Annotated in this window: 11 protein-coding genes; 2 read left to right on the top strand and 9 right to left on the bottom strand. The window is 43.3% G+C overall.

What is annotated here, in order from left to right; translation table 11 throughout:
* Positions 1-21: 21 nt before the first annotated feature.
* From BAE46_RS05855 to BAE46_RS05845, 3 genes are all read right to left on the bottom strand, one after another.
* Positions 22-1,365, bottom strand: coding sequence for a UDP-glucose dehydrogenase family protein (locus BAE46_RS05855; RefSeq protein WP_070111949.1), 1,344 nt, complete (start codon positions 1,363-1,365; stop codon positions 22-24).
* A gap of 174 nt (positions 1,366-1,539) precedes the next feature.
* On the bottom strand, positions 1,540-3,474 hold the full coding sequence (locus BAE46_RS05850) for a polysaccharide biosynthesis protein (protein ID WP_070111978.1): 1,935 nt from the start codon (positions 3,472-3,474) through the stop codon (positions 1,540-1,542).
* A gap of 440 nt (positions 3,475-3,914) precedes the next feature.
* Positions 3,915-6,527, bottom strand: coding sequence for an SLBB domain-containing protein (locus BAE46_RS05845; RefSeq protein ID WP_070111977.1), 2,613 nt, complete (start codon positions 6,525-6,527; stop codon positions 3,915-3,917).
* A 251-nt stretch (positions 6,528-6,778) separates the two neighbouring features.
* Between BAE46_RS05845 and BAE46_RS05840 the strand changes: the two genes are divergently transcribed.
* The gene (locus BAE46_RS05840) at positions 6,779-7,081 is read left to right on the top strand and encodes a DUF6170 family protein (protein WP_006004689.1); all 303 of its coding nucleotides are present in this window, start codon (positions 6,779-6,781) and stop codon (positions 7,079-7,081) included.
* Positions 7,078-8,100, top strand: a complete 1,023-nt coding sequence (gene galE / locus BAE46_RS05835) for a UDP-glucose 4-epimerase GalE (protein WP_070111948.1) — start codon at positions 7,078-7,080, stop codon at positions 8,098-8,100. The genes BAE46_RS05840 and galE overlap by 4 nt, the downstream gene beginning before the upstream one ends.
* A 29-nt stretch (positions 8,101-8,129) precedes the next feature.
* Here the strand turns inward: galE and BAE46_RS05830 are convergent, their stop codons facing one another.
* The 6 genes from BAE46_RS05830 to ccmE all read right to left on the bottom strand — a co-directional run bounded on the left by BAE46_RS05830 (position 8,130) and on the right by ccmE (position 14,309).
* On the bottom strand, positions 8,130-9,113 hold the full coding sequence (locus tag BAE46_RS05830; RefSeq protein WP_244884988.1) for an MlaA family lipoprotein: 984 nt from the start codon (positions 9,111-9,113) through the stop codon (positions 8,130-8,132).
* Positions 9,114-9,174: 61 nt separating this feature from the next.
* The gene (gene ccmI, locus BAE46_RS05825) at positions 9,175-10,530 is read right to left on the bottom strand and encodes a c-type cytochrome biogenesis protein CcmI (protein WP_070111947.1); all 1,356 of its coding nucleotides are present in this window, start codon (positions 10,528-10,530) and stop codon (positions 9,175-9,177) included.
* Positions 10,531-11,145: a cytochrome c-type biogenesis protein gene (locus BAE46_RS05820; protein WP_425307098.1), complete on the bottom strand. Its 615-nt coding sequence runs from the start codon at positions 11,143-11,145 to the stop codon at positions 10,531-10,533.
* Positions 11,138-11,788 (bottom strand): redoxin family protein, encoded by a 651-nt coding sequence (locus BAE46_RS05815; RefSeq protein ID WP_006004679.1) that lies wholly within the window; start codon positions 11,786-11,788, stop codon positions 11,138-11,140. Before BAE46_RS05815 ends, BAE46_RS05820 begins: the two co-directional genes overlap by 8 nt.
* Positions 11,785-13,839, bottom strand: coding sequence for a heme lyase CcmF/NrfE family subunit (locus BAE46_RS05810; RefSeq protein WP_006004677.1), 2,055 nt, complete (start codon positions 13,837-13,839; stop codon positions 11,785-11,787). Before BAE46_RS05810 ends, BAE46_RS05815 begins: the two co-directional genes overlap by 4 nt.
* Positions 13,839-14,309 (bottom strand): cytochrome c maturation protein CcmE, encoded by a 471-nt coding sequence (gene ccmE / locus BAE46_RS05805; protein ID WP_006004675.1) that lies wholly within the window; start codon positions 14,307-14,309, stop codon positions 13,839-13,841. The genes BAE46_RS05810 and ccmE overlap by 1 nt, the downstream gene beginning before the upstream one ends.
* Between the last annotated feature and the right edge of the window lie 13 nt (positions 14,310-14,322).

Genomic DNA, 14,322 nt, shown 5'->3' with positions numbered 1-14,322 from the left:
TAGGCCGTGTTCATGAGCATTTTATACGACAGGCACCACCGACATACCGCGTCCAATTGCGTAGTACTGCAATCCGTGTTCCGATACTATTGAAGGTTCAAATAAATTACGACCGTCGAAAATAACGTCATCGCTAATTGCCCTTTTAATCAAGTCAAAATCTGGCGCTCTAAAGGCCTGCCACTCGGTGCAAATAGCCAAACAGCTCGCGTTATTTAAACTCGCTTCTTTAGTACCCATTAGGGATAGGTCGGGCCGCGAGCCGTATATGCGTTGGGTCTCTTGCATGGCTTCAGGGTCATAGGCTTGTACCTTAGCGCCCTGCTCCCATAATTTTTCCATGAGTACGCGAGAAGAGGCTTCGCGCATGTCGTCGGTATTAGGTTTGAACGATAGACCCCACAGTGCGATTGTTTTGCCTTTTACGTCGTTATTGTAATGACGCATTATATAGTCGAATAGTTTTTCTTTTTGGCGGTAGTTTACTGCCTCTACTGCTTGCAATACTTTGGCGTCGTAGCCAACGGCTGTTGCACTGCGAATAAGCGCCTGCACATCTTTGGGAAAGCATGAGCCGCCGTAACCGCAGCCTGGGTAAATGAATTGGTAACCTATTCTTGGATCGCTGCCAATGCCTTTACGCACATTTTCAATGTCGGCACCAAATTTTTCGGCAAGGTTTGCCATTTCGTTCATGAAACTAATTTTGGTGGCCAGCATGCAGTTTGCGGCGTATTTAGTCAGCTCAGCGCTGCGTACGTCCATTATAATTATTTTGTCGTGGTTTCTGTTGAAGGGTGCGTAAAGCTCGCGAAGCTTCTTTTCAGAGCGCTCGCTTGTGGTGCCTAGTATAATTCGGTCGGGACGCATACAGTCGTTAACAGCAGCGCCTTCTTTGAGGAATTCGGGGTTTGAGACCACGTCAAATGACACATCTTTGCCATTTTTTTTCAATACTTCAGTAATTTTAGCTGTAACCTTGTCGGCGGTGCCTACGGGAACAGTGGACTTATTTATAATAATTTTATGAGACTGCATGTTAGCAGCAACGGAACTGGCTACCGCTAATACGTATTTTAAATCAGCTGAACCGTCTTCATCAGGTGGTGTACCTACAGCTATGAAAATGACATCACCGTGTTTTATACCTTGCGCAGCGTCTGTAGTGAAAACGACTCTTCCGGCTTCGAAGTTACTATTTACTAGTGGCGTTAAGCCTGGCTCATAGATTGGGATAATACCTTTTTTTAAGTTATTAACTTTATTTTGGTCTACGTCTACGCATACAACATCGTGGCCTACTTCGGCTAAAACGGCAGCTTGTACAAGGCCAACATAGCCTATGCCGAAAACGGTTACTTTCATTTGTGGATCCTATATAAGATGAATTAGTACACCAACCCCAGCTTGGAATTTGCTATTGATATACTTGACAAATTTCTGAAGTAATAGCAAAAAAATTTGCGAGCTCTATTAGTGAAGCGTTGCTGTTCTATACCCTGAAACGCGTACCTACAATTGTGGAACACTTAAATGCTATTACTTAATTAGATTTAGTTTTGGCTTTTTCACCGACTCGGCCTCTTGCTCTTGCTTTCGCTGTGACCACACTAGATCGCAAATGCCGTCGGTTGGGTTAAACCCTATAGGCGCGTCTAGCAGAATTTGGCGAATAACCTCATGATCAAAATCATGACAAGCTTTATCTAGATTTTCTAAAATAACAGATAAATCTTCCCACGTTAACATGGCCTCATTTACCATTAGAATTCGCTCGTGAAATGTTTCTAAAACGTTATCACCAATTAGGAGCTCTTCAAATAGCTTTTCGCCTGGTCGTAAACCGGTACATTTAATTTCGATATCACCGTCTGGGTTATATTCATCCTTAACGTTTAAACCAGACAACCTAACCATTTTCTCAGCTAAGTCTTTAATTCGGACAGATTCCCCCATATCTAGTACAAAAACTTCACCGCCTTTGCCCATTGCGCCAGCTTGAATAACAAGTTGAGCTGCTTCTGGAATGGTCATAAAGTAACGGGTAATATCTTTATGGGTCAGTGTTATTGGGCCACCTTCCCTAATTTGTCGTCGAAATAAGGGAACGACAGAGCCAGATGAGCCTAATACATTGCCAAAACGGACCATGCAAAAACGTGTTCCTGTATTCACACTGGATTTATCAAGAGCCTGTAAAACGAGTTCGGCCATACGTTTACTTGCGCCCATCGTATTAGTGGGCCGGACAGCTTTGTCTGTAGATATTAAGACGAAGGTTTCAACATTAGAATTTATTGCAGCACGGGCAGTATAGTAAGTGCCAAAGACATTATTCCGAACACCTTCAACCACGTTTTGTTCTACTAGCGGCACGTGTTTGTATGCTGCCGCATGGTAAATAGTGTGCACGTTGAAGGACTTCATCACATTTTCTACACGATTGATGCGCTGCACTGAGCCCATTATCGGGTAGAGTTTAGTATATAGACCATTCTTCAAAATATACTCAGAAAGCTCTTTTTCAATTTCGTAGAGGCCAAACTCAGATAGCTCGAATAAAACTAATTTGACAGGTTTGTATTTGAGAATTTGTCGACATAACTCAGAACCAATCGAACCACCCGCGCCCGACACCATGACATTTTTGCCAGTTATGTGTTGTGCCATTAATTGAGAAATAGGATTTACCGGCTCTCTGCCGAGTAAGTCCTCAATTTCGACATCGACTAATTCATCGCTAGATGCTATTCCTTCTACCACATCTTTAATACCCGGTGTGGTTTGTACTTTTACCGACATATGTTCAAGTTGAGTTATAATCTGGTTACGTCGTGTGCGACTAACACTTGGTAAGGCTAATAGTATTTTATGGACCTTGCAATCGGCAATTAAGCTTCTTAAGTTTGCCAAGTCAACTACTGGAATCCCTTGTATTATTGACCGCTGCTTCGAAATGTCATCATCAATAAACGCCGTAACGAAATACTCAGGGCCAGCAGCGAGGCCATTAGCCAACTGGCGTCCAGCAGAACCAGCCCCATAGATAACGACTGGTCTCTTATTAGTAACTGCAAACTGAGCAATTAGTGCTCTTACGACAAGTCTTGAGCCTCCTACACTCAACAAAATAAATGCTGCGTAAATAAGAGGCATGGTACGTGGAATCGGGATTGTTGAGAAAAAAGCAACTAATACTAAGGCTGAGGTAGATAACAAAGCCCCGGCTACTATAGCCCAAACAGCCTTGGAACTCATATACCTTAGAACTGCCCGATACAGACCTAATCTGATAAAAATCAAAATACTGATTGGAAGAACAGCCAATAATATAAGCCAATATTGAACGTTCACAAGTGGATATGTAGAATCTAAACGTATAAATAAAGCTGTCCAAAACGAAAGAAACAAAAACACAGCATCGACAGATAACGTAATTAAACGTTTAGCTTTTCTTGATGAGTTTAATATCATTACAATCACGTTCGAAGACAAATTGGTCTCGCTGTTTTTGGCACTTAAATTTTGTACTTTTTTATTCATAACACATCCATGTAGACCGAGGTTCAAGTATAATTACATACTTAGCAAAAACAAGTACTAAATTTGCTGCTCTCTGTTCACTTTTGGCTTGAGAACTTTCACCTAAAAACGGCTGAAAAAAGCTCATTCCCTTGAAATTTATCGACATTGATAACGTTGAAATACACCGGGCTAAAGTTTGCACCGAGTAATAAATACGCAAATTTCAATACTCTTCATTTATGTTGTGCTCACCTTAACAAAAGACCATAATTTAGCCTTATAAATACTAGCCTAGTTAAAGAAAGGCCGCTAAAATGCTAAAAAAAAATCAATCCCTCTTCCCTTACTACCAAAATTAATCTCTACAATTTCCAGTCTTAATTGACTAATTAAAGGCTACCTACAGCCGCTAGCGCTACAGCAGACTGATAAATTATCTGCGTAATTCCCTGCCAAAGTGTTATATTGTCGTAGTTAGTAACATTTCTAGGAACAACAATTGTATCTCCCGGCTGCAACAATTGTTCAGACGTACCAGCAAACCAAAAATCCCTATCGGGTATTTTTACAGAACCATTAGCTTTAACTATATACAATTTCGACGCATCTCCAAAATCACGAACGCCACCAGCAAGTTCAATATAATCGTTCACAGACAATTTCTTATCGAACCTAAAGGTTGTAGCAACAAAAACTTCTCCAATAATAGATATTGCCGGCGTTATATTAGGAACAAGTAAAACATCACCGTCTTTTAAGGTAAAATCCTCGGCAATATTGCCAGAGACGATTGCAGGCAAATCAATAACAAACCTACCTAAAGGTTCTACCTCAGCTAGATCATCTAGCACTTTAGTCGCATTATCGTAATCAATAGTTCTGGAAAACTGACCGCTGCTCAAATTGTTATTAGCAAGCTGTTGCCTAAGGTCATCTAACGCTTTATCTATATTTTCACGCTCCTTTTGTTTTAGCTCTTCTCGCGAAAACACAGCTGCATTCGCAGTAGCATCATCCGTAAGCCCGCCGGCTCTGGCGATTACACTCGATAGAGTTTCGCCACTCGCGATTTGATAAGTTCCAGGGAAAACAACTTCACCTTTTAACTCTACAGAGTTATTTTCAAACCACTGCGGAATTCTCGACACGCTTAGAATGTCTTTAGACACAAGTTTGACCTGCTGGTGATAAGGCATAAGCATTTGACTTATTAAATTTATCTGTCTATGTATGATGTTTGACTTGCCATTTTCTACTGTCAAGGATGTAATTTCTGCCGCTTCTAAGTGAGCCGATTCAGTTAGCCCGCCTGCGGCATTCAGAACTGACTGTAAATTATCTTGAACCGCAATTGGATAAATCCCAGGATAGTTTACTTGACCGTTGACCTCAATAAGCTGCACAGGATGCTTCTCAGACGCTTCACTTTTCAATCTAGATATTAAAGGCGCCAGCAGTGCTTTTCTGGAAAAATCGGTAGTGGGTTCTTTGGTAAAAGCGTTTGTAGTAAACCTGTTTTTTTCAAACTCTTGTAAAAAGTCTTCCTCTTCGTTTTGCATTTCATCTTGTGAGGTGTCCAAACTGGCTTCTACAATTTGACTTTCAACGCCAGATACAACGTCTTCGGCAACGCGGCTAAAAATTATGACCTCGTCATATGCAGTAAGAAGTATGTTGTGGGCGCCAGATAAAATCTCAGCGGGCTTAAACTGAATCACGGTAGTTTTGTTAGCAAACCTTTGTTTCCTAACAATAAGGCCATAATTTAAATCGGTGTTAGAATAAAGCGTTTGTTTTGTAATAATATCGGCTAATGATATATTATTGTCTGCCACTAAAGAAGGAACGTTTATAGCGCCATTGACCAAGATAGCGTTTTGAAATTCTAGATTCGCCGAAGGAACGCGAAGAAAATCTCCACTAATCAGCGACTTCTCATTGGCGAGCGGCGATAACGTGTCAACCGAAAAAATCGTTAAACCACTTCCAGGGATGTTTCTGACAAGTTGCAGTGATTCAGCATCACCGCTGGGCAAAATGCCACCGGCTAGCGCTACTAAATCAGTCACCGTTTCTTCTACTGTTAACTCATATATAGCAGGCCTTCTTACTTCGCCATCTATAGACACAATATTTTGAGCGGTAGGCACAAATATCACATCACCTTGCTCCAAGCGCGCGTCGTTTCTTGTGTTGCCTCTTACAATTAGATCGTATAAATCAAAAGTAGCGACTGTTTGACCGCCTCGCTTTAATTGTATATTCCGAAGCGAGCCGATTTCGTTTACGCCACCACTGTTGATAAGTGCAGTAGTAATAGTAGATAGCCCGCCAACGATTAAGGGACCGGGCTTAAGCACTTCTCCTACTAAAAAAATTTGTATGGTTCGTATTTGCCCCATAGATACAAAGGCTGAAACTCCTATTTTTTGTTGCTCATACTTTTCTTTGACTAACTGCTTTAACTCTTGAAAGCTAATACCTGAAACTTCTAAAGGACCTAAATCTGGTAAGTTGATGTTACCTTCACCACTTACTTCTAAGTTAAACTCGCCGGTTTCTTTCCCAAAAATTTGGAGTTTTACAGAATCTCCTGGACCCACAATGTAATTAGAAGGAACAGGCATGTTTGCAATAGATCTGACTGCCTCTTCTCTGTTTTGAAAAATATCATAGCCAAAAGGTTTGAGTTTTGCTGCATCTTCTTCAACAATACTTTGCTTAGATAGCGAATCGGCTATTTCCTCGTTATTTAATTTTCTGGTAATAAAATCGACTTCTTGCTCAGTATTATTACTGCGGTTTTGATTTGAATTTTGATCATTTAGCAAGGATATATCGAAGCCCATCTGTTTGGAAAGCCTTTGCTGTTCCTGCAATGGAAGATTTTTGAACTGTTGAATTTGCTGTTCTGAGGGCACAAACGACTGAGCATCCGCGTTCAGTGATACACATACAGCAAAGATAAGGATTAAAGAGCAGTAAAGACTAATTTTTTTCATAGGACCCAAATAACATGTATACATTTATGTTGCGTAACAAATTGCAGTTCTAAAAATTTGTTTGTCAACGCTTTCGTGCCAATACTAACTAAATACCAAAATAAAGTCACATAGATTCCAAATTAAAATATACTAAATTGCACTTTTGTTATTATATCCTGGAGCTTCATAGTGTGTATATTAAAATGAAAGGCTGATCCTCACATTTTCACCAGCGTGTGGTATAATTTTTCCACAAACAGGAGCTAAATTTGAAAATATACACATCAACCAAAAACATTCCCCAACTCAAAGGCCTCTCGGTCACCGAGCGCATGGCTGTGTTAGAAAGCGCTGCAAAAAAAATGACTATTCCTGAGAAAACTTTGCTCAACATCATCAAGTTACTCGTCATTGTGCCGACATTTACCTTAGTACTAAGAGCGGTTGAAAGCTGGTGGTCACTGGCGTGGGCAGGCCTAATTTTGCTGCTTTATCCGCTATTTGTAAAACCACTACAGTACTCGCTTAGCGCCAAATATATTAAAGTAAAAAACCCTGAGGAAGACAAATGAAAACTATCTTAGTCACAGGCGGCAGTGGTTATATTGGCAGCCACACTGTGCTGCAGTTGCTAGAACAAAACTGCAATGTAATAGTGCTTGATAACTTTTCTAATTCTTCGATTGTGAGTCTTGAACGCGTAGCGCAAATTACAGGCAAATCGGCTACCGTTATCAAAGGTGATATCCGCGACTCTGCGTGCTTAGATAACATTTTCACCGATTATAATATCGACTCTGTCATTCACTTTGCCGGCTTAAAAGCCGTGGGCGAATCGCTTGAAAAGCCCATGATGTATTACGAAAACAACGTATACGGTTCGCTTAATTTATGTCAGGCCATGGCTAAGCATAATGTGAAGAACATAGTATTTAGCTCATCTGCCACCGTTTATGGCGATCCTGTCGAACTGCCCCTACATGAAGGTTTACCTACGGGTACACCAACTAATCCTTATGGCATGTCTAAACTGATGGTTGAGCTTATGCTGGCCGACGTATTTAAATCTGATAATAGTTGGAATATCGTGTTACTAAGATACTTCAACCCAGCAGGCGCGCACCCTTCTGGCAAAATTGGGGAGGATCCAAACGGCATTCCTAATAACTTAATGCCATTTATTACCCAAGTTGCCACAGGCAAGCGTAAAGTGCTAAAGGTGTTTGGCAACGACTACGACACCCACGACGGTACCGGTGTGCGCGATTATATCCACGTTGAAGACTTGGCCAATGGCCATTTAAAAGCACTTGATAAAATTGATACTGCCTGTGGTTTATTTACCTGCAATCTTGGCACTGGGCAAGGCTATAGTGTGCTTGATATAGTAAGTGCGTTTGAAAAAGAAAGCGGGCGAACAATAAGCTATGAAATTGCGCAAAGACGCGGCGGTGATGTAGCCGCCTACTATGCAGATCCCAAACTTGCTGCACAAGAGCTTAATTGGAAAGCTGAAAAAGGCTTGGCACAAATGTGCGCAGATTCTTGGCGCTGGCAAAGCAATAATCCAGAGGGTTATCCTACTACCTGAACAACCTTAGAAAGCGGGCTTGCGTTAAGTTAAGACCCGTTTAGCAGATCTTCAAAGTCGGAAAAATCATCTTGCTCTTTTTCAATCTCCTCTTCTGTTTTCTGTTTAATCGCCCCGTCGCTTACCTTAAACGCTAAGCGCTGAAAGTATGCATCGCGAACAAACAGATACTGATCTAAGGATCTTTCCAAGATTTCTTCCTGCTCTAGCAAGGAAGCGCGGGTTTCAATAACCGAAACCGCTAATGCCGCTATTAAGTACGGATCGGCAAGAACTGTGTTCGGCCAAATGTAACCGTCTACCACACGACCGGTAAAGCTGCGTATATCACTAGGGCCTAAGGCGGGCAGCATTAGGTAGGGCCCGGTTCCTGCGCCCCAAACGCCTAGTACTTCTCCAAAATCTTCTTCTTTGCGCTCTATCCCCATAGATGAGGCAACGTCAAAAATGCCGAGAATACCAACGGTAGAATTTATCGCAAATCGCGCCGCACTGCTAGCCGAATCCTGCGCTTTACCTTGCAGTAGGTTATTAATAAAGTTGACGGGTTCTTCAATATTGTCAGACGCGTTCAGTAAGCCGTTTCGGATCGGCTGTGGGGTGATCGCGACATACGTTTTAGTTAATGGCTTAACCAAAAACCTGTCTAGTATCTCGTAGTTGAAATCCCACACTACACGGTTAATCGGCTCTAGCGGGTCCCATATTTTATTTGTTGGCGCTGTTGAACCAGTTGATGCGGTTTGCGAAGTATCGTTAATGGCGCTATCTCGCGTGCTCTCATAAGAAATATCTGATGCATCATTAGCTATAGCAGTATCGGCTTGCCCACTCGCTGCCGGGGCTGAATTGCTTAGCTTAGCGTCTGCAGGATCATTGAACGCAGCTGCCACCTCTATATTTTTATTCGCCGCACACCCTGTGATAACAAATACGGCTAACATAGCCAATGTTAATACTGCTTTTTGATGTAAACCGCTTAGGTCACGATGGGTCGAAATACTAAGACTCAAACCAAATTCTCCTTGGATACTGTGTTGCTTATTATTTCATGGGTGTATATAAGCGTTTAAATTAAAGTAGTTTATCAATCACTACATTGATGCCTAAGGGATCTGTGTTGTTAACTGCGGCTAAATCAATCGACAAGGCTGAACCTTCTAACTCACCTGCACTTGGCATTACATCTTCATCAAGCGAAATTCTAGCCGTAATGTTAACCATGCTAGCCGAGCTTAAGTTCATCGCAGGGATCATAGCGTCGCTGTCTGACAAACTAAGCTGCACAGGTAACGTTGGCAATGCGAAGCGTTTTACCGCTAATGGCGCCCTACTGCGACCATCGCTGTGCTGCGCGAATACTATTAAGTACGCTGCATTGGGTAGACTAGATTGTAACTCATCGCTAATATTAACGTTAATTAATAATTCATTAGCAGACGAATCCGGCGACACGGGTATTGCTAACGCGCCTGCTGATATATCTTCCATATTAGACAGCATTGGCGGTATAAGCGCCGCCGTTGAAGGCTCACCCACAATCGCAACATCTGTTACGCCAAGTTTTCTAAGCTCTGTTACCAGTGTCTGATAAAACTGGCTAGTAGGGTTCATGTCGTCTTTTATCATCTGAAACTGACTCACCGCTAGTTCAGGGTCTTGTAGTTGAATTGCCACCGACGTTAGCAATAGTCTGTTATTGCCGTTCTCAGGCTGCTTTTGTAGCAAAAATTGGAGCTGGCGAGCAGAATTTTGCAGACTGCCCTCGGTCCCCTGCAGCATGAGAGCTTCTGCAAATCTGAAGCGCAAAGCGTCGTCTTGCGGGGTCAAATCAAGCGCCTTTTCGTATGCCGCTATGCCTTCGTCAACACGGCCAATAGACGTACTAACCATGGCCAAGTAACTCCATCCGCGGGCATCATCTGGGTTGTCGCGTAAATTACTGCGTATAGATAAAGCAAATTTAGCAAAGTCGTTGGGAGTTAAACTTTGTGGACCTTGCGCGTCTAGTTTTGCTCGTAGGTCATCTATTTGTAAGGTCGATTCTTTGTAGGCAAGCAAACCCGTAAGCTGATTTGAATGCAGATATACCCACACACCAACAGCAATGGCGGGCAGCGCCAAACCAATTAGTAAAAGAGGGTTCAATGGGCCCTGTACTCGTTTGTCTACCACTGGTGTTTCGGCCACCAGCGCAAGTTTTAAATCTCGTATTGCGTTTTCTTTTTCATCGGCGTCAATAAGGCCTTCATTGACTTCACGTTCCAACTCGGTAATGCGCTGCTTAATAACGTTAGCATTTGACAGCTCGTACGATTTACCAGCGGCTTTTGCCCCAGGTGATATCAGTTTGAGCCTAATCATGGGATAGCATACAAAAACAATCGCCACTAGCACAATGCCAACAGCGTATACGTAAAAATAAGTCACTTAGTCGTCCTTTAACATCTGGTCGGCGCGAGCAAGTTTAGATTCTATATCTTGCTCTATATCAGGCTTACGCCTAAGAATGAAAAATACTAACATTAAGACTGCAAACAGTACGGGCAGCACCCATAGCCAAATAGTCACTGCATTCACAGGCGGTTGGTAATGCACAAAGTCGCCATAGCGCACTTTCATCCATTCTATTACTTGTGACTTGTCCTTGCCTTCTTGCATCAGTTCATAGGTTTTACGGCGCATGTCGTGGGCAATAGGCGCATCTGAATCGGCTATATTTTGATTTTGGCACTTGGGGCAGCGTAGTTCAGCGGTGAGTTCTAAAAACTCTCTGCGTTTACCCGCATCAACAAAAACATAATTTTCAGCGTATTCTTGCTTAGGCCTTTCCTGCAGGCCTGCTGGCGTTTGACCTGGCTGCGGCTGCGACTGTGGGTTCAATTCAGTCTGCTGAATCGGCGCTGCTTGCCCAACGCCGTCACTATTTTGCGCAAGTGCAGGCGTGCAAAGCGTAAAAGCCGCTACACCGATACATGCAGCCATACACACACCAACACTGCGTACAAACTTGCTTAGGCTTTTTAAAACAGGTTTTTTACTCACCGCTTACTCCTTCGCCGATACCTGCCTGTGCCCCTGTAATGGCATCATTCATCAGGGCAATACTCGCCTCAATACTGGGGGCAATTTCATTTAGTACAGGCGAAAACTTTTGGCGCCATACTCTAGGATTAATATCGCCTAAATGATGCACGCGAATAACTCCGTTCTCGTCCACTAAAAACGATTCGGGCGCACCCGTCACGCCTAAATCTAAAGCGGTATCGCGAAACACATCAAATATGTTAAATGCAAACGGATTACCATAGCGCGAAACCGTTTCGGCCACCTCTTGTCTGACACGCGTTAAGGTTTTGGTCCCAAAATTAGGATCAATATCTTGATCATAATACAAACCTACTACCGTTAAGCCATTTTCAGACAGCGCAGTTAAGTACGGCAGCTCTATAGCACAGGTAATACACCACACGCCCCACACGTTAACTAAGGTAACTTTTCCGTCAAATATTTCATTTGTATGCAGTATCTGAACGTCTTCTAAGTCGGGAAGTTCAAACACCGGAAATGGCTTTGACAACACTTCCGACTTTCGAATAGTGGGGTCAGCATATAAGCCTTTATACAAAAATACACACATCCCCAAAAAAACGAATAGGGGAATAAGGTATCTGGCTAAGCGGATCATGCACTGCCCTTAGTTTGCGCTGCGCTATTAAGCTGCACACGAGACTGCGCGGCAAGTTCACCCTCGTTTGCGCTTTCACTACTGCCACTACTCGTATTTTTTACTTTTGCAATCTTCTTAATGCGGTAGCGTTTGTCTGATATAGAGAATATACCGCCAATACACATAATAAAGGTACCGCCCCAAATCCACACCACAAATGGCTTGTAGTACATACGCACCGACCACGAGTCACCATCAAGAGGCTCACCCATTGCCACAAACAAATCGCGCGTAAGTGTGGTATGAATGCCGGCTTCGGTCATGCTCATTTGCTGGACAGAATAAAAGCGTTTTTCTGGCTCTAAATGACTCACCAGCTTGCCGTTTTTAAACACATCGAACACGCCCATATCTGAAATATAGTTGGGCCCTTGTATCTCTTTCATGCCCGTAAACAATACTTCATAGTCGGCAATTTGGATACGCTGCCCAGGCACCATCTTAACGTCGCGCTCCATTTCGTAGTTACTAACCAAAGTAATACCAATAAGCGTTACCGCAAAGCCAAGGTGCCCTAATACCATGCCCCAATGACTGCGGGAAAGGCGCTTTAATGAGGGCCATAATGGCTCGTCTCTAGTGTTTGACGTTACCCGCTGACGTACTTCAAGAATAGACGATATAATGATCCAGAAGCTCATGGTGAGCCCCAGCCACGCCATATAGGTGCGCTCATCGTAAGACATGTTAATTAAAAACCCTGCCGACACCGCCAAAATAAAGGCAAAGATAAGCTGATTGCGCAGCATCTCTGGCTTTTGTGATTTCCAGCGAGTAAGCGGGCCAATGCCTAAAAACAGCACAAAAGGCACAATTAGCAAGGTAAACATTTGATTAAAGAAAGGCGCGCCTATAGAAATAGTGCCTAAGCCAATCTCTTTATGTACTAGCGGGAATAAGGTGCCTAGCAACACTACAATGGTAGCGGCAATAAGTAACACGTTGTTACCCATAAGCATCATTTCACGCGAAAACATATCGTAGCGACCAGTGCTCTTTAGCTGCGATGCACGCACCGCATATAGTAATAAAGATCCACCAATGACGACCACCAACAAGCCTAGTATAAATAAGCCACGGTCAGGATCGTTGGCAAAAGAATGCACCGACACCAATACGCCCGAGCGCACTAAAAAAGTCCCTAATAAGCTTAAAGAGAAAGCGGCAATGGCAAGTAATACTGTCCACGATTGAAATATTTTACGCTTTTCGGTAACTGCTAAGCTGTGCATGAGTGCAGTACCCACTAGCCATGGCATAAACGACGCGTTTTCGACCGGATCCCAAAACCACCATCCGCCCCAGCCAAGTTCATAATAAGCCCACCAGCTGCCCAGTGAAATTCCCACCGTTAAGAAGCTCCACGCGGCAATTGTCCACGGGCGTGACCATCTTGCCCAAGTTGAGTCAAGCTTACCGCCAATGAGTGCAGCAATTGCAAAAGCAAAGGCGACTGAAAATCCTACATAGCCCATGTACAGCAAAGGCGGATGAATAATCATGCCAAAATCTTGTAGCAAGGGGTTTAAATCACGTCCGTCTACAGGGAAAAACGGCAGCATACTGTCAAAGGGGTTTGACGTAATGAGCATGAATAAGTAAAACGAAAAGCTGACCATACCCAGCACCGACAGCACGCGCGCTACCATGGCTTGGGGTATGCCTTTTGAAAACAGTGCAACTGCCAAGGTCCAGATGGAAAATATGAGTACCCACAGCAAGAATGAGCCTTCATGACTGCCCCACACCGCGGTCATTTTGTAGTACCAAGGCAGTTGGCTATTTGAATTTTGGGCCACGTTTATCACGCTGAAATTGTCAGTCATGAATGAATGCGTCAAGCAGATATACGCAATTAGGGTAAATACGAATAGGCCAACGCTTAATGGCCGCGCCATTTTCATCATGGTCATGTTGTTAGTTTGTGCGCCCCACAGCGGGTATACCGCCAATAGCATAGAGACAACTAAGGCAACAACGAGTGTGAAATTACCTATTTCGGGTATCATTAATAAGTCCCCTGTGCTGGTGGTATGTGCGTAACGCCTTTCATTTTTTCGGCCAATTCAGGCGGCATGTACTCTTCATCGTGCTTAGCTAACACTTCGTGTGCCAATATAAGCGTGGCGTTTTTCAATGTGCCATTTGCCACTATGCCCTGACCTTCTCTGAACAAGTCAGGCAATATACCTTGAAACTGCACCGTCACTGCGGGGCCAATATCGACTAAATCAAAACTAACCGCGAGTGAATGAATATCGCGCGAAACACTTCCCGGCACGACCATACCGCCAATTCGAAGACGCTGGCCGATGGTCGGTTTTTCACCGTTTCTATCTTTACCTTCAACGATTTCGCTGGGCGTATAAAACGCATCGACGTTGTCGCTTAGACTCACCAGCATGATCGTGATGGCCGCACCGACAAGGATAATAATACTGCTAACGGCGAATAGTCTTTGTTTTCTTCGTTGGTTCATGTGTTGTCTCAAT

The organism is Glaciecola punicea (genome assembly GCF_001756615.1).
In the GTDB taxonomy this organism is placed as follows: domain Bacteria; phylum Pseudomonadota; class Gammaproteobacteria; order Enterobacterales; family Alteromonadaceae; genus Glaciecola; species Glaciecola punicea.
Note: the sequence above shows the minus strand (reverse complement) of the source record. Positions and strands in the feature narration are given on the sequence as shown.

What these genes read in the sequence shown, in the direction of transcription:
- BAE46_RS05855 (WP_070111949.1), bottom strand. Translation starts at nt 1,365, where the DNA reads ATGAAAGTAACCGTTTTCGGCATAGGCTATGTTGGCCTTGTACAAGCT.
- BAE46_RS05850 (WP_070111978.1), bottom strand. Translation starts at nt 3,474, where the DNA reads ATGATATTAAACTCATCAAGAAAAGCTAAACGTTTAATTACGTTATCT.
- BAE46_RS05845 (WP_070111977.1), bottom strand. Translation starts at nt 6,527, where the DNA reads ATGAAAAAAATTAGTCTTTACTGCTCTTTAATCCTTATCTTTGCTGTA.
- galE (WP_070111948.1), top strand. Translation starts at nt 7,078, where the DNA reads ATGAAAACTATCTTAGTCACAGGCGGCAGTGGTTATATTGGCAGCCAC.
- BAE46_RS05815 (WP_006004679.1), bottom strand. Translation starts at nt 11,788, where the DNA reads ATGATCCGCTTAGCCAGATACCTTATTCCCCTATTCGTTTTTTTGGGG.
- BAE46_RS05810 (WP_006004677.1), bottom strand. Translation starts at nt 13,839, where the DNA reads ATGATACCCGAAATAGGTAATTTCACACTCGTTGTTGCCTTAGTTGTC.
- ccmE (WP_006004675.1), bottom strand. Translation starts at nt 14,309, where the DNA reads ATGAACCAACGAAGAAAACAAAGACTATTCGCCGTTAGCAGTATTATT.